Origin of the sequence: Pectobacterium wasabiae CFBP 3304, from assembly GCF_001742185.1 — a bacterium.
GTDB lineage: Bacteria > Pseudomonadota > Gammaproteobacteria > Enterobacterales > Enterobacteriaceae > Pectobacterium > Pectobacterium wasabiae.
Genome location: NZ_CP015750.1, coordinates 4,158,386 through 4,185,186 on the forward strand (window position 1 = coordinate 4,158,386; position 26,801 = coordinate 4,185,186).

General features: G+C 51.3%; 22 protein-coding genes and 1 pseudogene. 13 read left to right on the forward strand and 10 right to left on the reverse strand.

All coding sequences use genetic code 11. The features are described from left to right. Positions 1–13: 13 nt before the first annotated feature. Positions 14–1,699: a ribulokinase gene (locus A7983_RS19000; protein ID WP_005968633.1), complete on the reverse strand. Its 1,686-nt coding sequence runs from the start codon at positions 1,697–1,699 to the stop codon at positions 14–16. Positions 1,700–2,073: 374 nt separating this feature from the next. Here A7983_RS19000 and A7983_RS19005 point away from each other — a divergent pair, with 374 nt between their 5' ends. The 8 genes from A7983_RS19005 (at position 2,074) to A7983_RS19040 (ending at position 11,033) form a co-directional block, all read left to right on the forward strand. Next, on the forward strand, positions 2,074–3,057 hold the full coding sequence (locus A7983_RS19005) for an arabinose ABC transporter substrate-binding protein (RefSeq protein WP_005968631.1): 984 nt from the start codon (positions 2,074–2,076) through the stop codon (positions 3,055–3,057). Between the two features lie 96 nt (positions 3,058–3,153). Beyond that, positions 3,154–4,677 (forward strand): L-arabinose ABC transporter ATP-binding protein AraG, encoded by a 1,524-nt coding sequence (gene araG, locus A7983_RS19010; RefSeq protein ID WP_005968629.1) that lies wholly within the window; start codon positions 3,154–3,156, stop codon positions 4,675–4,677. 18 nt (positions 4,678–4,695) lie between these two features. Next, on the forward strand, positions 4,696–5,682 hold the full coding sequence (gene araH, locus A7983_RS19015; RefSeq protein WP_005968627.1) for an L-arabinose ABC transporter permease AraH: 987 nt from the start codon (positions 4,696–4,698) through the stop codon (positions 5,680–5,682). Between the two features lie 67 nt (positions 5,683–5,749). Further along, a complete protein-coding gene (araC, locus tag A7983_RS19020; RefSeq protein ID WP_005968625.1) occupies positions 5,750–6,682 on the forward strand; it encodes an arabinose operon transcriptional regulator AraC in 933 nt (310 codons plus the stop codon). 116 nt (positions 6,683–6,798) lie between these two features. After that, the gene (locus tag A7983_RS19025; RefSeq protein ID WP_005968623.1) at positions 6,799–7,845 is read left to right on the forward strand and encodes an oxidoreductase; all 1,047 of its coding nucleotides are present in this window, start codon (positions 6,799–6,801) and stop codon (positions 7,843–7,845) included. A 117-nt stretch (positions 7,846–7,962) separates the two neighbouring features. Beyond that, positions 7,963–8,955, forward strand: a complete 993-nt coding sequence (locus A7983_RS19030; protein WP_005968621.1) for a bile acid:sodium symporter family protein — start codon at positions 7,963–7,965, stop codon at positions 8,953–8,955. A 274-nt stretch (positions 8,956–9,229) separates the two neighbouring features. Further along, a complete protein-coding gene (locus tag A7983_RS19035; RefSeq protein WP_005968619.1) occupies positions 9,230–10,291 on the forward strand; it encodes a DUF1176 domain-containing protein in 1,062 nt (353 codons plus the stop codon). 283 nt (positions 10,292–10,574) lie between these two features. Continuing rightward, positions 10,575–11,033 carry an SgcJ/EcaC family oxidoreductase gene (locus A7983_RS19040; RefSeq protein ID WP_005968617.1) on the forward strand — a complete coding sequence of 153 codons (459 nt, stop codon included), beginning with the start codon at positions 10,575–10,577 and terminating at the stop codon, positions 11,031–11,033. 100 nt (positions 11,034–11,133) lie between these two features. On the opposite strand, the gene add is transcribed toward A7983_RS19040, so the two are convergent. From add to manA, 4 genes are all read right to left on the reverse strand, one after another. Further along, complete coding sequence (gene add, locus A7983_RS19045) at positions 11,134–12,147, reverse strand: adenosine deaminase (RefSeq protein WP_005968615.1); 1,014 nt, start codon at positions 12,145–12,147, stop codon at positions 11,134–11,136. 121 nt (positions 12,148–12,268) lie between these two features. After that, positions 12,269–13,246 (reverse strand): arsenic resistance protein, encoded by a 978-nt coding sequence (locus A7983_RS19050; RefSeq protein WP_005968614.1) that lies wholly within the window; start codon positions 13,244–13,246, stop codon positions 12,269–12,271. A 100-nt stretch (positions 13,247–13,346) separates the two neighbouring features. Beyond that, a complete protein-coding gene (locus A7983_RS19055) occupies positions 13,347–14,897 on the reverse strand; it encodes a YdgA family protein (protein ID WP_005968612.1) in 1,551 nt (516 codons plus the stop codon). Between the two features lie 119 nt (positions 14,898–15,016). Continuing rightward, positions 15,017–16,189: a mannose-6-phosphate isomerase gene (gene manA / locus A7983_RS19060; RefSeq protein WP_005968610.1), complete on the reverse strand. Its 1,173-nt coding sequence runs from the start codon at positions 16,187–16,189 to the stop codon at positions 15,017–15,019. Positions 16,190–16,427: 238 nt separating this feature from the next. On the opposite strand from manA, the gene fumC reads away from it, so the two are divergent. Then, positions 16,428–17,825: a class II fumarate hydratase gene (gene fumC / locus A7983_RS19065; RefSeq protein ID WP_005968609.1), complete on the forward strand. Its 1,398-nt coding sequence runs from the start codon at positions 16,428–16,430 to the stop codon at positions 17,823–17,825. A 63-nt stretch (positions 17,826–17,888) separates the two neighbouring features. On the opposite strand, the gene tus is transcribed toward fumC, so the two are convergent. After that, a complete protein-coding gene (tus, locus tag A7983_RS19070; RefSeq protein WP_005968607.1) occupies positions 17,889–18,824 on the reverse strand; it encodes a DNA replication terminus site-binding protein in 936 nt (311 codons plus the stop codon). Between the two features lie 168 nt (positions 18,825–18,992). Then, positions 18,993–20,221, reverse strand: a pseudogene (locus tag A7983_RS19075) (MFS transporter). A 152-nt stretch (positions 20,222–20,373) separates the two neighbouring features. Between A7983_RS19075 and A7983_RS19080 the strand changes: the two are divergent. The 4 genes from A7983_RS19080 to A7983_RS19095 all read left to right on the forward strand — a co-directional run bounded on the left by A7983_RS19080 (position 20,374) and on the right by A7983_RS19095 (position 25,056). After that, the gene (locus A7983_RS19080; RefSeq protein WP_005968603.1) at positions 20,374–21,270 is read left to right on the forward strand and encodes a LysR substrate-binding domain-containing protein; all 897 of its coding nucleotides are present in this window, start codon (positions 20,374–20,376) and stop codon (positions 21,268–21,270) included. A 181-nt stretch (positions 21,271–21,451) separates the two neighbouring features. Then, the gene (gene mlc, locus A7983_RS19085; RefSeq protein ID WP_005968601.1) at positions 21,452–22,669 is read left to right on the forward strand and encodes a sugar metabolism global transcriptional regulator Mlc; all 1,218 of its coding nucleotides are present in this window, start codon (positions 21,452–21,454) and stop codon (positions 22,667–22,669) included. Between the two features lie 132 nt (positions 22,670–22,801). Beyond that, positions 22,802–23,467 (forward strand): dethiobiotin synthase, encoded by a 666-nt coding sequence (gene bioD, locus A7983_RS19090; RefSeq protein ID WP_005968599.1) that lies wholly within the window; start codon positions 22,802–22,804, stop codon positions 23,465–23,467. A 101-nt stretch (positions 23,468–23,568) separates the two neighbouring features. Further along, a complete protein-coding gene (locus A7983_RS19095; protein WP_005968597.1) occupies positions 23,569–25,056 on the forward strand; it encodes an MDR family MFS transporter in 1,488 nt (495 codons plus the stop codon). A 49-nt stretch (positions 25,057–25,105) separates the two neighbouring features. Here the strand turns inward: A7983_RS19095 and A7983_RS19100 are convergent, their stop codons facing one another. The 3 genes from A7983_RS19100 to A7983_RS19110 all read right to left on the reverse strand — a co-directional run bounded on the left by A7983_RS19100 (position 25,106) and on the right by A7983_RS19110 (position 26,619). Then, positions 25,106–25,405 carry a DUF1161 domain-containing protein gene (locus tag A7983_RS19100; RefSeq protein WP_005968595.1) on the reverse strand — a complete coding sequence of 100 codons (300 nt, stop codon included), beginning with the start codon at positions 25,403–25,405 and terminating at the stop codon, positions 25,106–25,108. Positions 25,406–25,498: 93 nt separating this feature from the next. Beyond that, entirely contained in the window at positions 25,499–26,116 is a 618-nt protein-coding gene (locus tag A7983_RS19105; protein WP_005968593.1) for a hypothetical protein, read from the reverse strand. A 152-nt stretch (positions 26,117–26,268) separates the two neighbouring features. Beyond that, positions 26,269–26,619 (reverse strand): DUF1283 family protein, encoded by a 351-nt coding sequence (locus tag A7983_RS19110; RefSeq protein WP_005968590.1) that lies wholly within the window; start codon positions 26,617–26,619, stop codon positions 26,269–26,271. Positions 26,620–26,801: the final 182 nt, after the last annotated feature.

Here is a 26,801-nt window from a genome sequence, read left to right on the forward strand (position 1 = left end):
CCGAGGGATAAAATTAGTTTTTTGCCGTAGACGTTGGGCTATAAGCCGGTTCCGCGAGGTGGCACCACTGCTGATAGCGTTCATAAAGCTGCTGATAACGTGCGACGCGCTGGCTGTCTGGCATTAAGGTGCGCTCTATGCCGCTGGCCATATGCTGTTGTGCGGTTGGGATATCGCCGTGAACGCCAGCGGCGACGGCGGCAAAGATCGCCGCGCCGAGCGCACAGCACTGATCGGACGCGACGATCTGCAAGGGACGATTCATTACGTCGGTACACACCTGCATGATGACGGGAGATTTCCGCGCGATGCCGCCCAGTGCCAGCACGTTCTCGACAGGAACGCCCTGATCTTCAAAGCATTCCATAATCGCGCGTGCGCCAAAGGCGGTAGCGGCAATGAAACCGCCAAATAGCGTAGGGGCATCGGTGCCCAGATTCAGATCGGTAATCACACCTTTTAAGCGCTGGTTGGCGAACGGCGTTCTGCGGCCGTTAAACCAGTCCAGCACGATAGGCAGGTGATCCAGCGAGGGGTTTTCCGCCCAGTTATGGGTGAGTCGCTCCAGCAGCTTGGCTTCCATCGCCTGCAGTGACGTTTTGAGTTCAGGATGATCTTTTGCCGCTTCCTGTAACGACCAGCCCAGCAGCCTACCAAACCAGGCGTACATATCGCCGAAGGCGGACTGCCCAGCTTCGAGGCCGATATAGCCGGGGACGACGCTGCCATCGACTTGTCCACAGATCCCAGCGATGGTGCGGTCGGCAATGCGTTCTTCGTCGGCGATCAGAATATCGCAGGTGGAGGTACCAATTACTTTGACCAGCGTATAAGGCTGTGCGCCCGCGCCGACGGTGCCGACGTGGCAGTCAAACGCGCCACCCGCAAGGATGACGGTTTCAGGAATACCGAGCCGCTGTGCCCACTCGGCGGTAATGGTGCCGACCGGCTGTTCGGCGGTCCAGGTATCGGTAAACAGCGGGTACTGCAATGTCTCGGTCAGGCAGGGATCGAGCGCGTGTAGAAAATCTTTCGGCGGTAGTCCACCCCAGCTCGGGTGCCAGAGTGATTTATGTCCGGCGCTGCATCGGCCACGACGAATATCGGCAGGCGCTTGCGTACCGGAAAGCAGGGCGGGTACCCAGTCGCACAGTTCTATCCAGGAAACGGCCGCCTGACGCACTGCCGCATCTTCACGCGAGACATGCAGGATTTTGGCCCAGAACCATTCGGATGAGTAAACGCCACCGATATAGCGGGTGTAATCGGGGAACTGACCGCTGCGGCACAATGCATTAATGGCATCCGCTTCTTCTATTGCCGTGTGATCTTTCCACAGCACGAACATCGCATTGGGGTTGTTAGCAAACTCGGGACGCAGCGCCAGTATCTGGCCTTGTTCATCAATCGGCGCGGGCGTTGACCCGGTTGAATCCACGCCAATACCGATGATGCTCTGCCGTTGTTCGTTCGTCAGACGGGAAACCACCACCTTAATCGCCTGTTCCAGCGATTCGATATAGTCCAGCGGGTGGTGTCGGAACTGGTTGTTGGCAGGCTGACAATATTTACCCTCACGCCAGCGAGGGTAGTAGACCACTTCTGTTTCCAGCTCTTTCCCGCTTTGGCAGTCAACGGCTAAGGCGCGTACCGAATCACTGCCGAAGTCGAGACCAATCGTAATAGCGCCCGCGCTCATGCTTTGCTCCTCATTAATCCCAGATCGTTGGTGTTTACGATAGGCAGGGATAACGAGAGGCGGTTAGGAGCGGTTAGCTGGAAGTATGTATTTTTCTGTCACTAGCAGCCATTTTGTGAAGCCGGTCAAAGGTTAATGATTGGTTAAATTTGCTAAATGTATGCACAAACCTGTCATTGTTCCGGACTGTGATAGCGCTCTATATTCTCACCGGTAATAACGGCTAAAACATAAAGCGTCTGAATGCTACTGAGTAAAGGAATCGCGCTAAGCCTGTGTTTTTCCTTTATCCAGACCGGAAATACCCTTACCAGGAACTCGAACTCGCTTCAGCGTCGCTGGCGAATGAAAAGATAATTACACCGGAGAACATCATGCATAAATTCACTAAGGCGCTGGCAGCAATCGGGTTAGCCGCCGTTATGTCACAATCAGCTATGGCAGAGAACTTAAAGCTGGGGTTTTTGGTTAAGCAGCCGGAAGAACCCTGGTTCCAGACCGAATGGAAATTCGCTGATAAGGCAGGAAAAGATCTCGGTTTTGATGTGATAAAAATTGCGGTGCCTGATGGGGAAAAAACCCTGAACGCGATTGATAGCCTGGCGGCCAGTGGGGCGAAAGGGTTTGTTATCTGTACCCCAGACCCGAAATTGGGGCCGGCCATTATTGCCAAAGCACGTAGCTACAATCTTAAGGTTATTGCGGTTGACGACCAGTTCGTGAATGCCAAAGGCCAACCGATGGACACGGTGCCGTTGGTGATGATGGCAGCCACCAAAATTGGCGAGCGTCAGGGGCAGGAACTGTATAAAGAGATGAACAACCGTGGCTGGAAAGTGGATGAAACGGCGGTGATGGCGATTACGGCTGATGAGCTGGACACCGCGCGTCGCCGTACCTCTGGCTCCATGGATGCGCTGAAAGTTGCTGGCTTCCCTGAAAAACAGATCTATCGAGTACCGACCAAATCCAACGATATCCCCGGTGCGTTTGACGCTGCTAACTCCATGCTGGTTCAGCATCCTGGCGTGAAAAACTGGCTGATTATCGGTATGAACGACAACACCGTACTGGGTGGCGTTCGTGCGACGGAAGGACAGGGCTTTAAAGCGGCTAACGTCATTGGTATCGGTATCAACGGCGTGGATGCGGTGAGCGAACTGTCTAAAGGTCAGGCAACGGGCTTCTTTGGCTCACTGCTGCCAAGTCCGGATATTCACGGTTATAAGAGTATCCAGATGCTGAATGACTGGGTCACCAAAGGCGTCGAACCGGAGAAATTCACCGAAGTGACCGACGTGGTGCTGATCACTCGTGACAACTTTAAGGTCGAACTGGAGAAAAAAGGCCTGATGTAATCACGCCTGATTTCGTAAAGACGCGGATAACGCCGGCCAGCATGACGCTGGTCGAGGTTATCCGCGCTCTACCTGCATCGTTATGAGGAAACAGACATGACAGCACAGTCACCCTATTTGTCGTTTCATGGGATTGGTAAAGAATTTCCCGGTGTTAAGGCGCTTTCGGATATCAGCTTTTCCTGCCATGCCGGCCAAATCCATGCATTGATGGGGGAAAACGGGGCGGGCAAGTCGACGCTGTTAAAAATCCTGAGCGGCAACTATGCACCGTCAGCGGGCGAAATCCACATTCAGGGTAAGCCTGTGCAGTTTAGTAATACGATGGATGCCCTGAATGCGGGTGTTGCCATCATTTATCAGGAACTGCATTTGGTGCCGGAAATGACGGTCGCCGAGAACATCTATCTGGGCCAACTGCCGCATAAATACGGCATGGTGAATTATTCGCTGTTGCGCTATGAAGCCAAACTGCAATTACAGCATCTGGGATTGGATATCGATCCTGATACTCCGCTGAAATACCTGTCGATCGGGCAGTGGCAAATGGTGGAAATCGCCAAGGCATTGGCGCGTAATGCCAAGATTATCGCTTTTGATGAACCGACCAGCTCGCTGTCTGCCCGTGAAATCGAGCAACTCTTTCGCGTAATTACGGAATTGCGCAGTGAAGGCCGGATCATTTTGTACGTTTCACACCGGATGGAAGAAATTTTTGCACTGAGCGATGCCATTACCGTGTTTAAAGATGGCCGCTATGTGCGCACGTTTGACGATATGCAGCAGGTGAACCATGAATCGCTGGTACAGGCGATGGTAGGGCGTAACTTGGGGGATATCTATGGCTACGCGCCGCGTCCGCACGGCGAAGAACGTTTGACGCTGAAAGACGTAAAAGCGCCGGGCGTGAAATCTACGATTTCCCTGAACGTGAAGCAGGGGGAAATTGTCGGGCTATTTGGTCTGGTGGGTGCAGGGCGCAGCGAACTGATGAAAGGGCTGTTTGGCGCGACCAAAATCACCAGCGGTCAGGTGCTGCTGGATGGGAAACCGCTGGTGGTGAATTCCCCCATTGATGCTATTCGCCAAGGTGTGATGCTCTGTCCTGAGGATCGCAAGGCGGACGGTATTATTCCGGTACACTCGGTGCGAGACAACATCAATATCAGTGCAAGACGTAAGAGCCTGAAAGCTGGATTTATTATTAATAATCAGTGGGAAGTGGATAACGCCTTGCAGCGCATTGGCGCGTTGAATATCAAAACGCCATCCGCTGAACAACTGATTATGAATCTTTCCGGCGGAAACCAGCAGAAAGCCATTCTTGGCCGCTGGCTGTCAGAAGAGATGAAAGTCATTTTGCTCGATGAGCCCACGCGCGGCATCGATGTCGGTGCGAAGCACGAAATTTATCATGTTATCTATGAACTAGCGAATCAGGGGATCGCGGTGCTATTTGCCTCCAGCGATTTACCAGAAGTGCTTGGACTGGCCGATCGGATTATCGTCATGCGTGAAGGCGCCATCTCCGGTGAACTGCGGCATGGCGATGCCACGGAGCAGAAAGTGCTCAGTCTGGCTATGTTACGAACCCCCGATATCGAATCTGCGGTTGCCTGACCGCGAAGGAGCAAAATAATGTCAACGGTTACGTCTGCAACCTCAGAAAAGAAGAAAAATGGCATGGGAATGTCCCGCATTTGGGATAACTACGGCATGCTGGTGGTTTTTGCCGTGCTGTTTCTTGGCTGTGCGATTTTTGTCCCCAACTTTGCCTCATTTATCAACATGAAAGGGTTGGGGTTAGCGATCTCCATGTCCGGCATGGTGGCCTGCGGGATGCTGTTCTGCCTGGCCTCTGGTGATTTTGATCTGTCGGTAGCTTCGATTATCGCCTGCGCTGGGGTTGCGACGGCGGTGGTGATTAATATCAGTGAAAGCCTGTGGATCGGCGTCGGTGCCGGGCTGCTGCTGGGTGTGGCGTTTGGTTTGCTTAACGGTTTCGTGATTGCCCGCTTGAAGATCAACGCGCTGATTACAACATTGGCGACGATGCAGATTGCGCGTGGCCTGGCGTACATCATTTCCGATGGTAAAGCGGTAGGGATTGAAGATGAGCGCTTCTTTGAACTGGGCTATGCCAACTGGCTGGGTTTGCCTGCGCCAATCTGGATCACCATCGGCTGTATGATCCTGTTTGGCCTGTTGCTGAACAAAACCACGTTTGGCCGCAATACGCTGGCGATTGGGGGTAATGAAGAGGCTGCGCGTTTGGCCGGCGTGCCGGTTGTACGTACCAAGATCATCATTTTCGCCTTATCCGGTCTGGTCTCCGCCGCGGCAGGGATCATTCTGGCCTCGCGCATGACCAGCGGCCAGCCGATGACGTCCATCGGTTATGAACTGATCGTTATTTCCGCCTGTGTGCTGGGCGGCGTATCGCTAAAAGGCGGGATCGGTAAAATTTCTTATGTGGTGGCCGGCGTGCTGATTCTAGGTACGGTAGAGAACGCGATGAACCTGCTAAACATCTCTCCGTTCTCTCAGTATGTGGTGCGTGGTCTGATTCTGCTGGCGGCGGTTATCTTCGACCGCTACAAACAACTGGCGAAGAAAACGGTATAAATGCCCATGCGGCAGGCGAGTCACACGCTGCCGCGTCCTATCATTACTAGCGTATACCGGAGGCCTGATGTATCACCGTATGGCGCATGAGTCTCAGCCTAATCCACTGTTGCCGGGATATTCGTTCAACGCTTACCTCGTTGCAGGTCTGACGCCGATTCTGGCAGAAGGGCCACTCGATTTCTTTATCGATCGCCCTGACGGCATGAAAGGCTACATCATCAATCTCACCATGAAAGGACAGGGTCAGATTTTTGATGGTGATGAAACTTTTTTCTGTAATCCCGGCGATCTACTGTTGTTTCCGCCGAAATCGACGCATTTTTATGGGCGTTCACCGAGCAGCGACTGCTGGTATCACCGCTGGGTCTATTTCCGACCCCGCGCCTATTGGGCAGACTGGCTGGAGTGGCACACCAAAAGTAGCGGGATTGGGCGCATGAGTTTGCCGAATAATCAACTGCTGCTGGAATTCGACAGGCTGTTTGCCAATATCGAGCAGACGCAGCGTTCCGGGCGACGCTTCTCAGAAGAACTGGGTATGAATCTGCTGGAACGGTTGTTGCTCAGAGCGATGGAAGAAGATCCACAGAGCCCACAGAAGATCATGGACCCGCGCGTGATAGAAGCCTGCCAGTTCATTACCAGCAATCTGGCCGGAGAGCTGCGTATTGACGAAGTGGCGCGGCACGTTTGCCTATCGCCGTCACGGCTGGCACATTTGTTCCGCGAACAGGTCGGTATTAACATTTTGCGCTGGCGTGAAGATCAGCGCGTGATCCGCGCCAAGCTGTTATTGCAGACGACGCAGGAATCCATCGCCAATATTGGTCGCGTAGTGGGGTATGACGATCAGCTCTATTTCTCACGCGTGTTCCGCAAGCGGGTCGGCGTTAGCCCCAGCGATTTTCGTCGCCGCAGCAGCGAAATTAATTATCCTGCAGCCAAAACGCTGCCCGTCGCGTGGGGAGAGCAGATACCTCATGCTGTGAGCGGTTAACGAACATAAAAACGCGCTAGATTCCCCTGGCGGCGATCCCTCTCTGCAATCTAGCGGGTGACGGGTATATACTGAATGAGAAATCACAAAGTCAAAATACGCTAAGGGGAATCGTCATGAGTGAGACCGTTCGTGTTGGGCTACTGGGCTACGGTTATGCCAGTAAGACGTTCCACGCGCCGTTAATTGCAGGTACGGCAGGGATGGAGCTGGTGGCCGTGTCCAGCAGCAATGCTGAAAAAGTGCATGCGGATTGGGCTAATTTACGGGTTGAGAAAGATCCGCAGGCGTTGTTTAACGATCCCGATATTGACCTCATTGTTATCCCTACCCCTAATGACACGCACTTCCCGCTGGCGAAACTGGCGCTGGAAGCAGGCAAGCATGTCGTCGTCGATAAACCTTTTACCGTGACGTTGTCACACGCATACGAGCTGGGCGCGATTGCCGAGCGTGTCGGAAAAATGCTTTCTGTTTTCCATAACCGCCGTTGGGATAGCGACTTTCTGACGTTGAAACAGCTACTGTCAGCGGGAACGCTGGGAAATGTGGTGTATATGGAATCGCATTTCGATCGTTTCCGCCCCGAGGTTCGCCAACGCTGGCGCGAAGACGGCAGTGAAGGTAGTGGGATTTGGTACGATCTTGGGCCGCACTTGCTGGATCAAGCTCTGGATCTGTTTGGCTTGCCGGTGGCAATTCAGGTAGATATGGCACGGTTGAGGCCTGGGAGTAAGGCAATAGATTATTTCCACGCGACGCTGATTTATCCGCAGCGCCGGGTGGTGTTGCATGCCAGTATGCTGGCGGCGGCAGCCTCCGCACGTTATACCGTGCATGGCACGCGCGGCAGTTTTGTAAAATATGATCTCGACCCACAGGAAGATCGTCTGAAAGCAGGTGAACGTCCGCCGCTAGCTGATTGGGGGCAGGATAAGCGTGATGGCGTGCTGACGCTGTCTCGCGATGGCATCACGGCAGAGCAAACTATTACAACGATCCCAGGTAACTATCCGGCGTACTACGCGGCAATACGTGATGCGCTGCTGGGCAAAGGCGAAAACCCTGTCAGCGTGCATCAGGCCATTCAGGTGATGGAACTGATCGAGCTGGGATTGCTCTCCTATGAGCAGAAAAAAGCTGTTACGCTGAAAAATAGCTAGATTTACTGCGTTTTATTCCAGATAGTTAACGGTTTGTTTAAACGGGCGATCTTAGGATCGCCCGTATTGTTAGGGTGTTAATTGGGCTGATAACAGGCTAGGGGAAAGGTGTCAGGCATGGGGTGGTTACAACGGTTACGCATTGATAAGTTTTTATTGGTTTTGATTTTGGTCGTGGTGACGGCGTCGATTCTTCCTGCTGAAGGCACCGTGAAGGTTTTCTTTGAGTACCTGACAACGGCGGCGATTGCTCTGTTGTTCTTTATGCACGGTGCGAAGCTCTCACGTGAAGCGATTACTACCGGAATGGGGCACTGGCGTTTGCATTTAGTGGTGTTTGCCAGCACGTTTATTTTATTTCCGCTGCTGGGAATGGGCATGAGTCTGCTGTCACCGATTGTGCTGACGCCAACTTTATACCTCGGTTTCCTCTATCTGTGCGCGCTACCGGCGACGGTGCAGTCGGCGATAGCATATACCTCCATGGCTGGTGGTAATGTGGCAGCGGCAATCTGTAGTGCGTCTGCATCCAGCATTTTGGGTGTGTTCCTCTCGCCGATTCTGGTCGGTTTACTGATGCAAACGCAGGGGGGCGAAACGGATACGCTGCATGCTATTGGTTCCATCATCATGCAATTGATGGTGCCTTTCGTCATTGGGCATTTGTCTCGTCCATTGATTGCCAAGTGGGTCGAACGCCACCGTAAACTGATTAATATTACTGACCGGTCATCGATTCTTTTGGTGGTGTATGTCGCCTTTAGTGAGGCAGTGGTTGAGGGCATTTGGGGACAGATCAACGGCTGGTCGCTGCTGGCTGTGGTTGGTTGTTCGATGGTGCTGTTAACCATTGTGCTGGTGGTGAATACGCTGGCTGCGCGCAAGTTGGGCTTTAATACCGCGGATGAAATCACCATTGTCTTCTGTGGGTCGAAAAAGAGCCTGGCGAATGGGATTCCGATGGCAAACGTGCTGTTTCCTGCGGCCGCTGTTGGCGCGATGGTGCTGCCGTTAATGATCTTCCATCAAATTCAATTGATGGTGTGCGCCGCGCTGGCACAGCGTTATGCCAAACGGCTAACTAAAGAACAAGATACGTCTCATCAGTAAGATATTATCGATCCCTCGCGATATAAAGCGAGGGGCGTAAAAATCAGCCGTGGAAGTAATTACACGTGGATAACGCCTGATACTCAGCGCTGTTTTCGCTCGGTGCGGACAATCCCTTGACCGGCAGACGCCGGATCACGCTGACTTCAACGCGCTGACACCAAAGAGGGATGCAGCATAATCGAGGCAGAAATCTGCTTAACAACATGCCTGAAACTGTTCAGACAAACCGAACCGGTTCTAAGACTTTTGCTGGTCCTACAGGAGTCCGTTTGTGATTCGATACACCCTCATATTCCTTATGGCCGTAGGCATTAGCAGCGTCAACGCCGCTGAAGACGTCCCCTTGGATCTTGACATCAAGGACTGGATTATTGGCTGTGATAACACACGAGAATGCACTGCCATCGGTGCCGTCCCAGTACGCGACGACGTCGGTATCCTGACTTTCAGCCTACGTGTAACGCGTAAAGCCGGCCCGCAGGGCGCCTTGCGGATAGGCGTGTTTAGCTACAACGCCACCCGTGGCCAACCAACGCTCGATGGCAAACCGATAAAAAATCGATTTGGGCCTGGCGAACTGAAAGAAGGCGATGTCCCCGAGGTTTTCGCGCTGACCGGAACAGACGCTAAGTCCCTGATCGAAGAATTGCGTAACGGGTATGAATTGATATTGCCCATCGAGGGCGGTACCTCCGTCGCCTCGCTGAACGGGATGAGCGCGTCTCTTTTGTTGATGGATTCGGTTCAGGGGCGGGTTGGCACACAGGACGCATTGATCGCCAAGGGGCAAGTGCCTGGTAGCAGTGTGCCGCAACCGCCTGCCGTACCGCCGTTGCCGAATGGGTATACACCCGCTGCCCTGACCCAGGGAAGGGCAAAAGAGATAGCGGATGCGGTGATTGTTGCAACTCGTAAGGATTGGCAGACGGATTTGGTTGAAGGCATTCCGCCAAAAGCAGAAACATTCGCTTTGAGCGAAGATCAAGCGCTGGTAATCATCGAAACGGGCTGTGGGGCATACAACTGTGCCTACCGTATTTATCAGACCCCCTTGAACCACCCTGAACAAGCGCGTCCGGCGCAGATTGCCGAGGTGCCACGTCTGCCGTATATGCTGCCCCATGGTTATGTCGAATTTAACCCTGCCACTGGTGAGCTGAGCAGCTATACGCTTGCGATGGGTATGGGAGGCTGTGGCACCTCGCTGCGCTGGCGCTATAACGGCAATAGTTTCACGCTACTGCGTGCAGCCCAAATGAACGTTTGTATGGGACTGGATCAGGCCTATTGGCCAGTTCTGTGGCGTACTGAGCTAAGCCCCGGAGGGCAATGAAAAACCTGAGCCAGGTGGCTTAAGTCCGCCTGGCTAGCCGAATGAGCGCGAGTATGCCATTCGGCCTTCTGTTTCCGTATGATTGAGCTTTAGCCCTCTCGCACGGCCTGGGATGTCGTCATCTGTAACTATTTAGAAATGGTTTAAATAATCTATTACAGTGATAGTTTCAAAAGTGTATCACTTTCTCGATCTGGTACGTTATAACAATGCTGGCTCATCGACATTCGTTGTCGAGAGCAGGGCACAGTTGATGATAATGAGTCTTTGAGATCGAGGGAATATGTTAAAAAAAACGGTGTTAACTTTAGCAATGCTAGGGACGTTGGCTTCTGCATCTGTGCAGGCAGCTCAGCATGTGGATTGTGTGAAAACCGATCAAAAACAGATTGCATCGTTATTTGACCGCTGGAATGCCTCGTTGCAAACCGGTGATGCGAAGAAAGTTGATAAAAATTATGCATCAGATGCTGTGCTGTTACCGACATTATCGGGTAAACCGCGCACGAATGACGCGGAGCGTATTGATTACTTCGAGCATTTTCTAGCGAAAAAGCCAGTTGGGAAAATTGACACCCGCACGATCCGTCTTGGCTGTAATGACGCCGTTGACACCGGAACCTACACTTTCACATTCGGTGATGGAAGTGAAGCCAAGGCGCGCTTTACTTACACCTACATCTGGGACGGAAAACAGTGGTTGATCAGCTCACACCATTCGTCGGCAACGCCGAAGGATTGAGTCATCTACTGTAATAAATTCGAACCAAACGGCTAACGAGAGTTAGCCGTTTTTTGTATGCGGTAGACAGAAGTGACTGCATGACATGAGGTTACTGTTATCAGGCAGAACCGCGTTTGCGCAGAACCTTTTCGCGCAACTGCTGCTTTTCCTGCTCGCTGATAAACGCAATGTTCAGGCCATTTTCCTGCGCTTTACGGGTTTCAACCGCCGTCAGGCCAGCAAGAGGGGCTGCAACTTCATACTCATGGCGGATTTCAATGCCTTGAACCGCAGGGTCGTCTGTGTTGATGGTGGCTGGAATGCCGTAACGCAGGAAGTGGATCAACGGATGTTTATCCAGTGATTCTACTGTACTGGTTTGGATGTTGGAGGTCAGACAGGATTCAATACCAATTCCATTCTCTGCCATGTGCGTCATCAAATGAGGATCGATAATCGCAGTAACGCCATGCCCGATGCGCTCTGCGCCCAGATGATTAATCGCCTGCCAAATACTTTCCGGCCCGGCGGCTTCCCCTGCGTGAACGGTGATGTGCCAGCCAGCATCGCGGGCTTGTTGGAAGTGAGAAGTAAACAGCGCACCTGGGTGCCCCAGTTCATCACCTGCCAGATCGAGTGCCACGATGCGATCGCGTTGGGATAACAACGCATCCAGTTCTTGCTGGCAGGCCTCGGTGCCGAATGTCCGGCTCATAATACCAATCAGGCGAATGTCGGTATCGAAATCACGACTGCCTGCGGTAATACCGTCGATCACCGCTTCAACAACGCCGGCAATCGGCAGCTTATGATTCATCGCCATATAGTAGGGAGAGAAGCGCAGCTCGGCGTAGTCCAGCCCGGCTTTCATGGCGTCTTCAACATTCTCGTAAGCGACACGGCGACAGGCGTCTAGCGAACCGAGCACGGCCACACCCCAGTCGAGCTTTTGTAAAAAGCTCAATAAGTCTGGCTCGTTTTTAGTGATCTGAACATGAGGGCGAAGAGCCTCAAGATCGTTGGCTGGTAACGCAATATTGAACTGGCGTCCGAGTTCCAGGATACTCTGGGCACGGATATTGCCATCCAAATGGCGGTGGATGTCCGTCAATGGCAGGAGTGAATCAATCATAATGTTATTATCTGATTACTGTTTTTCGTGCGACAAAGTATAAAAAGAAATCGTGGTAAATAGCTAATTGTTACCGCTAAAACTCAAGCATTTTGGACGATCGTTGCGCAATATCCCTTCGTTATTGTCTTTTTTGTCCTGTTATAGGGGCGTTCAACGTAGGGATAGCCCGGATATAGATGAGTTCGCTGAGTAACTCCACCAACGTTTGGCTGACAATCACGGCCGGAAGTAGCGGCAACGCCCCCGGTATTGCCAACGCCAACGGCAGAATAACCAACGAATTACGCGTACTGGCGCTAAACGCCACCGCTCGCCCGCTGGCTGAATCCAACCGGAACACGCGTCCAGTGAACCAACCGAGCAACGGTGCCAACAGTGCAAAAAGCAGATAAAACGGCACGACGAGTAAAACCGAAGCCCAGGTGGCGCGTAACGGTGGAATGACCGCCGCCACCACGATAAACAGCACCAATGCGGTAGCCGGAACAGGCAGGTAGCCCAATACCTCCGTCAATGTCGCTATCGTAAGCTGACGTGGCGCGAGCCATTGCAGAAGGGCCGCTAGCGCTAAAGGCACGACAATCAGCCAGATAAATGCATCGATAAAGGGGGCGAAGACGATAAGCCCTGCGGCATCATGGCCGAGAAATAGCGTCAGGTAGAAGGGCAACGCCAGCATTTGCAGCATCAATAGTATGGGTGTAGCGGCCAACAGGCGGGTGGCATCGGCGCGCCCCAGATGCGCGAATGTCACCACGTAGTCAATACAGGGTGCGAGTAACACCAATAGAATGCCCAGTTTCAACAGCGGTTCAGCAGGGAGAAAGGGTAACATCACCGCGACCAGCAAAGGGATCACGATGAAATTGGCAACGATCAGTGCGCCGATGAATCTCACCTGGGTGAGGCTTTTTCCGATCGTGGTCAGCGGAACTTGCAGGAACGTGACAAACAGCATTAGCGCCAGCGCGGGATTAATCACGACATCCAACTGTTCCGTTTCTGGTAGCACTAGGGCGGCTGTCACCGCCGCTATCACGGCAAAAAAATAGATCGCGACCTGATGGGCCTCCATGAAGGATTTCAACGCGGGCATGATGTTGTCTCAATATCAAGCAGAAGAGGTAGGACAGAAAAACGGTGGCTGCAAGGGCGGCCACCGTGTGTTTTAGCGCGTCAGACTACCGAGTACTGGCTTATTGTACCGGTGGCGTAACGGGTTCTTCTTGTGCCCCAGGCTGAGATTCTTCACCTTCTTCCGTGGGAACGGAGAAATAAGGTGCGATGAAGTCAGCTAGCGGTATTTTATTACCGTTGAAATCAATTTGACCGTCAGCGTAATGCAGTGAGCTGGTAATGGCATTGTCCTTTGTGACGCTCAACTGGTTCATTTGGCCAATATCCGCCATCATCTTAGCTTGCTGCTGCGCCATTTCTGTCGCCTGCTTTTGCTCTTTATCGTTCGTTGGTTTCGGCCCTGCTTGTATCATTAACTCTGCCAGCACCTCCAGCGGGACATTCAACTTCGCATCGAGTTTTTTGACCGACTGACGAATAATTTTTTCTTCATCCGATACCGCCGCGTCAATGGTTTTATCTGTGCTCTGCAACGGATCGGTTAAATCCAGCGCTAGCGTGAACGTCCCTTCGCCCTTGCTGTTTTTCCAACTGATCGGAGAGATTTCAATGCTCGGATTGCCTTTCAGCAACTGTGGCAGATATTGCAGAATAGACATGGTAACGTCGCGCTGGTAAGCATCGGGATCCATCGTGCTCTGGTCTTGCAACAGTTTCTGTATTCTTGCCTGATAGGCGGTAAGGAATTGTTTCGTGCCTTCGCCATCAAGCTGTGAAATAGACATGTTCACGTTACCCGAGCCCAGATTGCGGTCGCCGATGATTAATGATCCCAGCGTTACGGCCATTTTTCCAGTCAGATTCTTGTCATCTTCCGTCGCGCTGCTTTGCAGAGCGAAGTCGTTGAGTTTAACGGGCTCGCCACCTTCTACGGTAAACGTCATGGATTTAAGGGATAGGGCACCATCGCCTAAATCAAGGTCGAATTTGCCTTTCTGATTGGTCCCTTTGATGGAGAAATCGGTGACATCAACATTTTCTGTCTGGCCCCAGGCATTTTTCCTTTCCATCTTCACGCTGCTGATAGTGGTATCTATCTTGCTGCTGCGCAGGTCGTGCCCGATATCGAGTAAGATATCCGCACCGCTGAAGGAAAATTTCTGTTCTGGCGTTTGATGGTCGATCGGCACCAGCGTAATGAGTGACTGTGTATCACCGCTGTAAGCAACGCGGGTTTCGGCTGTAAAGAATGGCTTATCTTTAGTCAGTTCAAACCAGGCTTTGACGGCGGGCGTATTGGCCAACTCGGTATGGACAGAACCCATCGCTGGTGCAAAGTTGAACTTCTTGAGCTGTGCCAGCGGGAACGGGCCATGAAAGACGGTTTCGTTGAAGACCAACTCTTCACCAGGCGCAAGGAACTGAGTGCCTTTTGCTGTGCCATCGCTCTGTAATACATAGGCTAGCGTGCTGCTGAATACGCCGCCCTGATAGTCGCGATAAACGACTTTCAACCCTGCATTTGGGTAGGCTTGCTTAATCTGCGTATTCAACGTATCGGTAAAACCATCAATCTGCTGAGCCAACTGCTTGCCGGTGTACCAGGATGCGCCAGTCCAGATGGCACCCAGAGCAACAATAACGCCTACGGCGACTAATGACTTCTTCATTTTTATTCATCCTTTGGTAAAAAAATGCGCGTTTTCAACGCGACACGCTGATAGTTTTTAATGTGATACACGAGTAATTTTCAACGCTATACACGTGTAACAACAGTGTACGGAATGCGTTATCGGTTAAATACGCGAGCGAGACGCCCTTGTCCCTCAACCGTTATCGGTGACTCACTAGCGGAAATAAAGCAGGATTCTCCTGGACGTAGCGAGAGTCGCTGCTCGTTTTTTTGCAGGACGGCATGGCCGTCAACACAAAATATAATCGCGGCACTGTTTTGGCTGAGCGTTTGCGGACCCGGGTTCAGTTCGTGCAGCGAAAAAGCAAAATCATCAACAGGAATAGGGAAACTCAGTTCATTACCCTGTCGGTGCGGCGTAGTCAGTAATTGATTTGCGGGCTTGGCTTCAAATACCACATTTTCCAGCAGCTCTGGAATATCAATGTATTTCGGCGTTAGCCCCGCACGCAGCACGTTATCCGAGTTAGCCATGACTTCTAATGCCACGCCTTTCAGATAGGCATGCGGCGTTTGAGCAAACAGGAACATGGCTTCGCCGGGTTGAAGTGTAATCACATTCAGCAACAGCGGGGAAAACAACCCACTGTCATCGGAATAATAGTGGGTAATCGCGCGGATGGTGGACCAGGGTTCGCCATTTTGGCTGTTTAGCGCGGCTTTCAATACGCCGAGCGCGCGTGATTTTTGCTCACCTTCCATACTCAGTAGATTGGTGAACAGCATGGCGAGGTTTTTCGCGTCAGGCTGTTGTAAAAATGCAGTGATTGACGGGTGCGCACTGGCAACTGGCTCCAGTAGGTGCACAATTTCAGATAATTCTCGGAATCCGTTCATGGCTTGAAAGGGGGTTAAGGCATAAACCAATTCCGGTTTGTGATTGGCATCTTTGTAATTTCTTTCGGCCGCATCCAGTGCGATACCCGCTGCATTCTCTTTCGCAAAGCCTTGTTCTGCCGCTGATTTATTCGGGTGAACCTGAATAGAAAGCGGCTGTTCTGCGCATAAGACTTTAAACAAAAAAGGTAATTCGCCAAAATGTTGCGTAACCGTTGCGCCAAGATGAGTTATGGCGTCTTCGGCAATGACGTCGTGCAGGTTTCGGGCATTGCCTTTTTCATCAATAACCGCCGAGCTACTTTTGGGATGCGCCCCCATCCATAGTTCTGCCATCGGTAAATTATTAGGATTATCAATGCCGTATAGCTCAGTTAAGGCATGTTTGCTGCCCCAGGCATAGTGCTGGACGCAATTACGCATTTTTTGCATGTCGGCTCTCTGCTATTACATTAATTGTTAATTTTTGTGATATTGGCTGCTAACTACTTGAATGATTATGAATACACTGCATCTTCTTTGCTTCATGGTAATGTTTTATGTAGCGTGATGCCAGACCGTGTTAGTAGACACAATAAGTGTTATAGGCCAGCCAGTGTTGTCAGAATAGGCCCAGCGATGTGATTCGATGTCTTCTACTATTTGAATCTGTGTTTAAGGAGGAAAGGTAATGAGCACGACGCGTAGTGAAAAAGACTCAATGGGGCCAATCGATGTTCCTGCGGAACGTTTATGGGGAGCACAAACGCAACGGTCACTGGAACATTTCCGTATTTCTGAAGAAAAAATGCCGCGCGCGCTGATTTATGCGCTGGCGCAAACCAAGCGTGCGGCGGCCCGCGTCAACATGGATCTCACGCTTCTGCCAGCCGATCGCGGAAATGCGATTATTCAGGCAGCGGACGAAGTGTTGGCAGGAAAACATGCGGGAGAATTCCCGTTAGCGATCTGGCAGACGGGGTCTGGCACGCAAAGTAATATGAATATGAACGAGGTGTTGGCTAACCGTGCCAGTGAGCTACTGGGAGGAGAACGTGGCAATAATCGGTTGGTTCATCCAAATGATGATGTCAACAAAAGTCAGAGTTCTAACGATGTGTTCCCGACGGCGATGCATGTGGCGGCCGTGGTTGCGATCAACGAATATCTGATTCCTGAATTGAAGGCATTGCACGCGACGCTAGCATCAAAGGCTGAGCAATTTAAGGATATCGTCAAAATCGGTCGTACACATTTACAGGATGCCACTCCGCTGACGCTAGGGCAGGAAATCTCCGGCTGGGCAGCGATGTTGCAGCATAACCTGAAGCATATCGAAAACAGCGTGCCGCATATTTGCGAGTTGGCACTGGGCGGTACCGCTGTTGGAACGGGGTTGAACACGCATCCTGAATATGCGGTGCGTGTGGCAGAGGAACTGGCGCAATTAACCGGTCAGCCATTCGTAACCTCGCCGAATAAATTCGAAGCGCTGGCGACCTGTGATGCACTGGTTCATGGACATGGTGCCTTAAAGGGGCTGGCGGCATCGCTAATGAAGATTGCCAACGATGTGCGCTGGCTGGCTTCTGGTCCGCGCTGCGGCATCGGTGAACTGAGTATTCCTGAAAACGAACCAGGCAGCTCCATCATGCCGGGTAAGGTCAATCCGACTCAGTGTGAAGCGCTGACAATGCTGTGTTGCCAGGTGATGGGTAATGACGTCGCCGTGAATATTGGCGGGGCTTCCGGTAACTTTGAGTTAAACGTGTACCGCCCAATGGTGATTCATAACTTCCTGCAATCGATTCGCCTGTTGGCTGATGGCATGAAGAGCTTTGATGAGCACTGTGCGGTAGGGATTGAACCGAATCGCGATCGCATCAATCAACTGCTGAACGAATCGCTGATGCTGGTGACTGCGCTGAACACGCATATCGGCTATGACAAAGCAGCCGAAATTGCTAAAAAAGCGCATAAAGAAGGCCTGACGCTGAAGGCGGCTGCGCTCAAATTAAGCTATCTGACAGAAGCTCAGTTTGATGAGTGGGTCCGACCGGAAGAGATGGTCGGTAGCCTGAAAAACTAATGGCGCTGTAGTTAGCGTGTTATCACGTAGCCTGCCGATATCTATCCGCAGGCTTTTTCTTTTTCATTCAGGCGCATCGGTATACAGATGCAAACGTGGAATAAGCAGGCGAAGTTCGGCCGCTTTCGGTTTGTGCTTGTGTTTGATGTTGTTGGCATCGTAAGGATTCAATTCGCCGATAACTGGCACATCGCCTCCAGATTCCTGCTGACAAAGCACGAGCAGGGGAGACGGGCAGGGATGCTGAACCTGTTTCTGTTGCTCGGGATACCACACGCGTGCGATGGGCTGCACTTTCACCGGACGTTTTATCTTCAGGACTGCATCTTCCGGCAATTGCAATACGGCATCCATTTCCTGTTCTACATGCTCAAGCCATTGCGCTTTGGTATACGGTGTCGCATTTTTTGCTGCGTTCAGGCTTTTGGTCAATTTCTCCAGCAGCTCCCCTCGCGCCATATTCTTGATAATGTGCTTATTTGCCCAGCCAAATCGGACTGATGCCGGATTTGTTATTAGCGTCAACGAGCGGTAAGCGCTAAGCGTGATCAGCCCTTTCAGATGTGTGTGGACGAACTCAAAGCGCTGTTCCGGTTCTAGCCCTGATTCAACGGTAATAATCTGTTCCAACTCCTTTTTAAGTGCATTAATTTCCGCGATGAGCGACTGTGCTTGCTGATATTGTGCGGCGTTGACGGAAAAGCAGAGCGCTCCCGGTAAACGAATGGCACTTTTGCTGCTGAGCGTTTCCGGATAATGGTGAATGAACAGACGCTGAAAATGCGCTAGCCCTTTATCTCTAGCCTTCAGTCCAACGTCCTGTGTGACGGCTATGTGTTCGATAGGATTATGCTCCGTTCCTTTTTCCACATTGGGAAGGGAGTAGACGCGGCCCGCCAGCAGTCGATACGCAGAGAATTGCTGCTGCATCACGGCAAGCTTGGTTTCTAACGTTTGAAAACAGAGGTTCATGCGTTCGATTAGCGCGTAGCGATTCATTTATAACTTCATTTTAGTTACAACATACTTAACTTTATACTTATAAACGTACACTTCAGCAATGGTAATTGTGATTATTTTCAGTCAAGGCTGGTGGGAGAATCGAAAGGGTAAGGAGGGCAACGCGGAGTTTACCCTGATTCAGATAAACTCCGATAATAAAGAGGTTTAAAGGCGGTGTTTCAGTATCAGGCTGACTACCAATGCGAAAAATAAGAGCGTTGCGAGGAACACAGTAATGCCCATCCAGCCGAATGAGTACCAGAAGAATCCCCCAGCGTGCCAGCGAGACTCGATCCCAGATAGTAAGAAAAGAGATACATGGATGAAGCCTGACCCTTGGCGCGCCGTGCCCGTTGGCCAATCCAACTGCTGGCAACCGAGTGGGCGGCGAAGAAGCCCGCAGTAAAAAGCATCATCCCACCAAAAATAGCGAATAGCGGACTCAGCGCCGTCATTCCTAATCCCATCAGCATCAGAAGGATTGCAATACTTAGCACCGGGCCGCGTCCGTAGCGGGGCGTTAACGCGCCAGCTTTTGGTGAACTGTAACTTCCGGTGAGATAGACCACGGAAAGTAAACCAACCACCGCCTGACTGAGTAAATACGGTGGAGCCAGCAGGCGATACCCAATGTAGTTAAACAAGGTAACAAATGCACCCATCAGCAAAAATCCCTCAAGGAACAGCAGCGGCAAACCCGCATCACGCCAATGTAGTTTGCTATTTAGCAGCAACGTTTTCGGGCGCAGTGAACCGGGGCGGAAATGGCGTGATTCCGGCAGAATTCGCCAGAACGTTATCGCTGCAATGAGCGCCAGTACACCGATTGCACCGATGGCAACCCGCCACGGGAAATAGTCCGTTAATACGCCGCTGACCAAACGCCCGCTCATCCCGCCGATCGAATTGCCGCTGATATATAGCCCCATCGAAAATGCCAATACACTGGGGTGAATTTCCTCACTCAGGTAACTCATGGCGACGGCCGCGACGCCGCTTAGCGACAGGCCGATCATTGCCCGCATGATCAATACGCCGTTCCAACTGGTCATAAATGCGCAAATCACGGTACAGAGCGCAGCCAGCATCAAGGATACCACCATCACATTCTTACGACCGATCGTGTCGGAGAGGGGCCCGGTGAACAGCAGCCCAAAAGCCAGCATCACCGTTGAGACGGAAAGTGACAAACTGCTGGTTGCTGGCGAAATACCAAAATCCTGAGATAACACCGGCAATAGCGGTTGTACGCAATACAGCAGGGCGAACGTTGCTAATCCAGCCGAAAACAGCGCCAACGTGACACGCATAAATTGTGGTGTACCACGTGTGATATAGGGGGTTTTACCAGAAGATTTCGGGACGATATCATCCGCATCATCGGCCGCAGAAATAGGCCAATCGCTTGGTGCCGAAGATGGCAGGTTACTCACAATAATTCCTTACCGGAAAAGGTAAATCAGGCGTAAACAACAATGAAGCGATCATAGAAGAGTGATATTATTTTGTATAATATATTAATAATCATGATTGATATGTTTAAAGTATGAATATCGAACTACGTCACCTTCGCTACTTTATTGCCGTCGCCGAAGAGCTGCATTTCGGGCGCGCCGCAGAAAGATTGCGCATTTCACAGCCGCCGCTGAGCCAACAGATTCAAATTCTGGAAGAGCAGGTGGGTGCGAAACTTTTAGCGCGCAACAACCGGAATGTTCAGCTCACCCCGGCGGGTACGATGTTCCTGAAAGAGGCCTGGTCGATCATCAGCCAGGTGGATCAGGCGGCGGAGCGGGCATCCCGTATCCAACGCGGCGAGATTGGCGAATTAACGATCGGCTTTACGTCGTCTGCGCCGTTTATCAAAAAGATTTCCAGCAGCTTGCTGCGTTTTCGCCAAACATACCCAGAAGTGCATATTCAGATGATGGAGCTCAACACCAAACAGCAAATTGAACCGCTGCTGAACGGTAAGCTCGATATTGGCATCATGCGCAATAACCCGCTGCCGGATACGTTGAATCATCAGTTGCTGTTGCGTGAACCGTTAATCGCCGTGGTGCAGGAATCCCATCCGTTAGTGCAACAGGCCGCAGGGCATGCAATTAACATCACACAGTTGGCGAATGAGCCGTTCGTTTTCTTCTCTCGCGCGGTCGGAACTGCACTGTATGACGATACACTGACGTTGCTGAAACGCTATGGCATCAGCCCCTACATCACGCAAGAAGTTGGTGAGGCGATGACCATCGTCGGATTGGTATCAGCAGGGTTGGGTGTGTCCATTTTGCCTGCGTCATTCTTGCGTATTCGGGTCGATGGGGTGAAATATTTACTGCTGGAAGAGGACGATGCCACGACGGAAGTTTGGTTGGTTACGGCACGACATCATCCGCAAAGTGCAGCGGCTAACATGCTGATGTCGCTAATGCTGGGCGGATAATAGTTAAAATATGCGCGCTAAATCACATAACGAATCAAATATTTGACGAGTTTAGTGAAAAGCCCCACCATACCCGCAGTTTTTTTATTTTGCAGCGTGAAAAATAGTTATGCCGCGATAATAAAGATAAATTTTTCAATAGCAGTGCCCGTTATAATGCGAATGAGTAGGAGCCAGGTTTGTGATTGCCGACGGTCAACCAGGACACATCGATCAAATCAAACAAATTAATGCCGGTGCAGTCTATCGGCTGATCGATAAGTACGGCCCGATATCACGTATCGAACTGTCCAAACGCGCTCAGCTCGCGCCCGCCAGTATTACCAAAATCGTCCGTGAACTGCTGGAAGCTCATCTGGTACAGGAAACTGAATATCAGGATGTCGGTAGCAGAGGGCGTCCCGCTATAGGCCTGATCTTGGATACCCAAGCCTGGCACTATCTTTCTGCACGCATCAGCCACAATACCCTGTTATTGGCACTGCGCGATCTCAGCAGTAAGCTGGTTGTGGAGGAGGTGATTCCGCTTCCCGCAGAAATCGCGCAGCCACTGCTTGACCGCATTCTGAATGAAATCGATCAGTTTTTTATTCGACACCAAAAACGGTTGGAGCGATTAACCGCAATCGCGATTACCGCACCAGGCATGATTGATGCGAGCAAGGGCGTTATTCACCGGATGCCGTTTTATGACGTTGAGGAAATGGCGATTGGTCCGGCACTGGAACAGCGCACGGGGTTGCCGGTGTATTTGCAGCATGATATCTGTGCCTGGACAATGGCCGAAGCGCTATATGGCGCATCACGTGATTGCCAAAACGTCGTTCAGGTGGTGATCGATCATAACGTCGGCGCAGGGATCATTACCGGTGGGCGTATCCTGCATGCGGGAAGCAGAAATCTGGTCGAAATAGGGCACACGCAGGTCGATCCCTATGGCAAGCGTTGTTATTGCGGGAATCACGGTTGTCTGGAAACGGTCGCCAGCACGGAAAACATGCTGGAACTGGCGCAGCAACGCATGAATACCTCCATGAGTTCGCTTCTGCACGGTTCACCGCTCAGCGTTGAGAATCTGTGTGATGCTGCGCTCAATGGCGATCAGTTAGCCAAAGATATCATTAACGATGTGGGTAATAATGTGGGCCGCATTGTCGCCATCATGGTGAATCTCTTCAATCCCGATAAAATCCTGGTTGGTTCCCCCCTGAATAAAGCAGCCAGCATTTTGCATCCCGCTATTTTAGGCTGTATTCAACAACAGTCATTCCCGCCCTATAGCCACAACATCCAGGTGGAGGCGACCCAGTTCTACAATCAGGGTACGATGCCCGGTGCCGCACTGGTGAAAGATGCGCTCTACAATGGATCGCTGTTAGTTAAATTGTTGCAGGGATAACCATAAAGGTGTAGAGCAACAAAACATTGCGCTAACGCAAACCGCCAGAATGAGGCATAGCCTAGACTTTCACGCTTGGAAAGCATTTAGCTGTGCTTGTTTTGTTGTATTTAGGTGGTCTGGAGTTATCCCATGTTGAAACGTATTTTTGTCACTGGTACTGATACCGCTGTTGGCAAAACGGTGGTATCCAAGGCGCTACTGCAAAAACTGGCGCTGGCAGGTAAGTCGGTTGCGGGCTATAAACCGATAGCAAAAGGGTGCGAAGAGACGGAAGCGGGTTTGCGTAATAAAGATGCACTGTTGCTACAAGCGGCCTCTACGCTGGAATTGCCCTATAACATGGTTAACCCCATTGCACTGCGAGAGGATGAAATCAGCGCCAGTGATGAAGCGATTGATTACTGTACGATGACGCAAGGTCTACGCCACATGAGCGAGACCGCGGATATCGTGGTGGTTGAAGGCACCGGTGGGTGGCGAACCGTTATGAACGATCTGCGGCCATATTCCGAATGGGTGGTACAGGAACAACTGCCTGTTGTGCTGGTTGTCGGCATTAAGCTGGGCTGCATCAGCCATGCGCTGCTAACGGCACAGGCGATTATCAATGATGGTTTACCGTTGGTTGGCTGGGTCGCTAACCGTATTAACCCCGGCCTGGCGAATTATGCAGAGATTATTCATGTTCTGCGCAAAAAAATTCCGGCACCGCAACTGGGCGAATTACCTTACTTACCCCGCGCTGAGCAGCGGGATCTCTCGTCTTATATCGATCTTTCTGCCGTCAGCAATTAGTTTCTCTCATTTTCTATTCCCGCATCCTGCGGGAATAAATTTTCTCCGCCATGCCACCTGTTATACTCACAGGCAGTTTTTCTTCTTATCCTGAAAATATAATGAAAACAGAGAATAACCAGAACCCAACACCTGTCCCACATCGCCATTGGATTTTAATTGCCTGTATGCTGGCCATGTTCACGGCCGCGATTGAGGTGACCATTGTCGCCACGGCGTTGCCCACCATCATCGCTGATTTAGGTGGGTTTTCCCTATTAGGTTGGGTTTTTGCGGGTTATTTGCTGACACAGTCGATCAGTATTCCGATTTATGGCCGGTTGGCCGATCTGTATGGTCGTAAAAAGGTTTTCTTCTTCGGCATGATTGTGTTTCTGCTGGGATCGATACTGTGCGGGTTCTCCACGCAGATGGGCTGGTTAATTGTCTTCCGCACCTTGCAAGGGCTAGGTGCAGGTGCGATTACGCCGATCGCATTCACCATTGTTGCCGATGTTTATAGTTCAACCGAACGCCCGAAAATACAGGGCTATCTATCCAGCGTGTGGGGCGTTTCCGCTATTATCGGTCCGTTGCTGGGGGCATTTATCGTGCAACATTTCAACTGGGCGCTGGTTTTCTGGGTGAATGTGCCGATTGGGCTATTTTCGATCTTCTTGCTGGCTCGTTATCTACCGACGATCAATGCCGTGCGACAACATAAGTTGGACTGGATGGGCGCATTCTATCTAGTCGTGTCCGTCGCCAGTCTGCTGATGGCGTTGCTACAGGCAGAGGTGTTCGGTTACTGGGTTATCCCGCTGCTTGCAGTCTCCGTTGTGGGTAGCATCTTGCTGATTCGGCAGGAAAAACGCACGCCAGAGCCGTTGTTTCCACTGGCGTTGTGGCGCAATCGGGTCATTATCGCCGGTAACCTCGGGGGATTAGTTGTCGGCGCGGCTATGATGGGCGTGAGCGCTTTTTTACCGACGTTCATTCAAGGGGTAATGGGCAGAACCCCGCTAGAGGCAGGCAGCATATTGGCGATGATGTCGATTGGCTGGCCGCTGGCCAGCACGCTGAGCGGGCGCTTAATGCTGTGGACATCGTACCGATTTACGGCGATGTGCGGCGGTATTGTGCTGCTTATTGGTAGCTTGACGCTGTTAACCGTTCAACCAGACAGCAATCTTATGTGGGCACGGCTCGCGGCATTTTTGATCGGTTCGGGAATGGGGCTAAGCAGCACTACCTTTCTGGTTTCGATACAAAACTCAGTGGACTACTCTATTCGCGGTATTGCGACAGCCTCCGCCATGTTTACTCGCATGCTGGGATCGGCATTGGGGACGGCAATTCTTGGCGCTACGTTGAACATCAATCTGCACTGGCGATTGCCGGAAGTGAGCGATCCGCTTCAAACGCTCATGGACCCAGCCAAACGCATTTTGCTGAGCGTAAACCAGCTCGATACGCTGGCATCGCAGGTCGCTTCGTCAATCCATGGCGTATTCATCGTTTCCGCGCTCATCGCGGCTATTACGCTGCTTTCCGCTAGAATGATCCCCGCGAATCAGCGGCCAGGACATATCGAAAGCGGAAAAAAATAACGACAAAAGAAAAGGCGCGCAAGCGCCTTTTGACTATCCAGTGGAAGGGTTATGGCGTGGTTGTCGGCTGGCCTTCTGCTGGCGCAGGCATACTTTCCGTATTGACGTCACCCTCGGCATGACGGGTGTAAACAATTTTGTGCGAATCACTTTCGCAGTGACCGACCACCTGACCACCGGCCTGATTCACCTGATCGTTCGGGACAATATCCAGCGTAAAACCAGATTCAGGCACGCCATTGGCGATGATTTTCTGGGCAATATCCGCTTTTACGCTCTCGCAAGATGCTTGTGCAACCAACGGAGCGACCAAGAGTAACGCGGCACCAAAAATGACGGTTTTTTTCATCTTTTGATCCTTTGCTCTGAAAAAAGTCTCTTTGAGTATATCAAACGATGAAGATAACGCGAAAATGCCAAGGAATCAGGCCATCAATGATGATTAAACACAGGGCCCCGTAGCACAGCCATACATCATAAACAGCGGGAAAAGGATAACGGCTGGAATCATGAGGGGGGCAAGCAACACCTCTTTACCGGAGTTATCGCTGCTGTTGATAACTACAGGAATAGGCTGCGGTAAACGTCCCTTGTCTGTCGGGCTGACCAGTGAACCTTCTTTCTTACTGAATGTGCCGTTAGCGCTAAACGTAACTTCGCCTTTTCCCATCGTTGTGGGAATGTGTGCGGAGAAGAGTTCGCGTAAATCAACTTCCTGCTCTTTGGTCAATCGGCGAGTATCAATTACGTTTTTATACCTTGCGTAGACTTGACCGTTACGGAGAGAAAAATCGACCCTCACGCCAAGGATGATGTCTTTGTAATCACGATAAAACGCGTAATAGTCCTGATATTCTTTTTGCGCTTTTGCGTCGGGGAAGGTGTAAATGTAGGTATTGGACTCAGCAATAATCGTTCCGCGATCGTTGGTAATATTCGTGATGTTATCCGTCTCTGGGTACGTGCTGGCGCACGAACTGATCAGTAAACACATGATGAACACGCCCCACCGTTTGATGTGAAAAGAGCGTAAAAATAATCGTGCTAAATCCATATTCATCCTGATGCACTCCATTTTGGATAAAAACGCGCGTTGCTACGATATAGCGATAATCGTCGAACTTAACGGTGACGTCATCCTAGGATGCGAATTAATGCGTGGCAATACGAAGAGAAAAGAGGAAACCCACGCCAGAAGGCGTGGGTAAAGGATCATGGGGCAACCGGGCGGCCAGTACGACGATCGAGGCAGCGATCGGTCGTGTTTTCCCAGTAAGCATTAACGTTATAGCTGGCGTTACATTTTTCACGTCCATCAATAGCTTTTTCAGTTTTATCGAATTCTTTCTCAACTCGATTGTTCACTTTATTACGCAGGGAGCGGGTTGAATCCCATTGCTCTTTACTTTGACGCGCCGCTTCTTTCGACAACGCGCTGTCGCCAGAATCGACAATGATATGACGCGTATCAGCCAGTGCAGCAGGCTGCCAGGCTGCAGAAACGATAACCAGAGAAAGCGGGATAAAGGCCCGAATCAAAGAGGAAAAAGAGTAGTGGTTCATGTTTCACCTTGACTGAACGAATGATAAAAACCAACGCCGATGCCGCAGAACGATAACGCACACACGGCAAAGCGATAGACAACAAAGGGCGACTGGCGTTCCCTGTAACCTTCGCGCATCGTGCAAAACAAAAGGCTACCTATAACAAGAAGTATACATCCTTCGCTTCAACGGCACTATAA

Excerpts from the sequence above, each read along its gene's own strand:
- A7983_RS19030 (WP_005968621.1), top strand. The coding sequence starts at position 7,963 with ATGGGGTGGTTACAACGGTTACGCATTGATAAGTTTTTATTGGTTTTG.
- araG (WP_005968629.1), top strand. The coding sequence starts at position 3,154 with ATGACAGCACAGTCACCCTATTTGTCGTTTCATGGGATTGGTAAAGAA.
- A7983_RS19055 (WP_005968612.1), bottom strand. The coding sequence starts at position 14,897 with ATGAAGAAGTCATTAGTCGCCGTAGGCGTTATTGTTGCTCTGGGTGCC.
- fumC (WP_005968609.1), top strand. The coding sequence starts at position 16,428 with ATGAGCACGACGCGTAGTGAAAAAGACTCAATGGGGCCAATCGATGTT.
- A7983_RS19050 (WP_005968614.1), bottom strand. The coding sequence starts at position 13,246 with ATGCCCGCGTTGAAATCCTTCATGGAGGCCCATCAGGTCGCGATCTAT.
- A7983_RS19080 (WP_005968603.1), top strand. The coding sequence starts at position 20,374 with ATGAATATCGAACTACGTCACCTTCGCTACTTTATTGCCGTCGCCGAA.
- manA (WP_005968610.1), bottom strand. The coding sequence starts at position 16,189 with ATGCAAAAAATGCGTAATTGCGTCCAGCACTATGCCTGGGGCAGCAAA.
- araC (WP_005968625.1), top strand. The coding sequence starts at position 5,750 with ATGTATCACCGTATGGCGCATGAGTCTCAGCCTAATCCACTGTTGCCG.
- A7983_RS19095 (WP_005968597.1), top strand. The coding sequence starts at position 23,569 with ATGAAAACAGAGAATAACCAGAACCCAACACCTGTCCCACATCGCCAT.
- A7983_RS19100 (WP_005968595.1), bottom strand. The coding sequence starts at position 25,405 with ATGAAAAAAACCGTCATTTTTGGTGCCGCGTTACTCTTGGTCGCTCCG.
- araH (WP_005968627.1), top strand. The coding sequence starts at position 4,696 with ATGTCAACGGTTACGTCTGCAACCTCAGAAAAGAAGAAAAATGGCATG.
- bioD (WP_005968599.1), top strand. The coding sequence starts at position 22,802 with ATGTTGAAACGTATTTTTGTCACTGGTACTGATACCGCTGTTGGCAAA.
- add (WP_005968615.1), bottom strand. The coding sequence starts at position 12,147 with ATGATTGATTCACTCCTGCCATTGACGGACATCCACCGCCATTTGGAT.
- A7983_RS19110 (WP_005968590.1), bottom strand. The coding sequence starts at position 26,619 with ATGAACCACTACTCTTTTTCCTCTTTGATTCGGGCCTTTATCCCGCTT.
- A7983_RS19105 (WP_005968593.1), bottom strand. The coding sequence starts at position 26,116 with ATGAATATGGATTTAGCACGATTATTTTTACGCTCTTTTCACATCAAA.
- A7983_RS19040 (WP_005968617.1), top strand. The coding sequence starts at position 10,575 with ATGTTAAAAAAAACGGTGTTAACTTTAGCAATGCTAGGGACGTTGGCT.
- A7983_RS19005 (WP_005968631.1), top strand. The coding sequence starts at position 2,074 with ATGCATAAATTCACTAAGGCGCTGGCAGCAATCGGGTTAGCCGCCGTT.
- tus (WP_005968607.1), bottom strand. The coding sequence starts at position 18,824 with ATGAATCGCTACGCGCTAATCGAACGCATGAACCTCTGTTTTCAAACG.
- A7983_RS19000 (WP_005968633.1), bottom strand. The coding sequence starts at position 1,699 with ATGAGCGCGGGCGCTATTACGATTGGTCTCGACTTCGGCAGTGATTCG.
- A7983_RS19025 (WP_005968623.1), top strand. The coding sequence starts at position 6,799 with ATGAGTGAGACCGTTCGTGTTGGGCTACTGGGCTACGGTTATGCCAGT.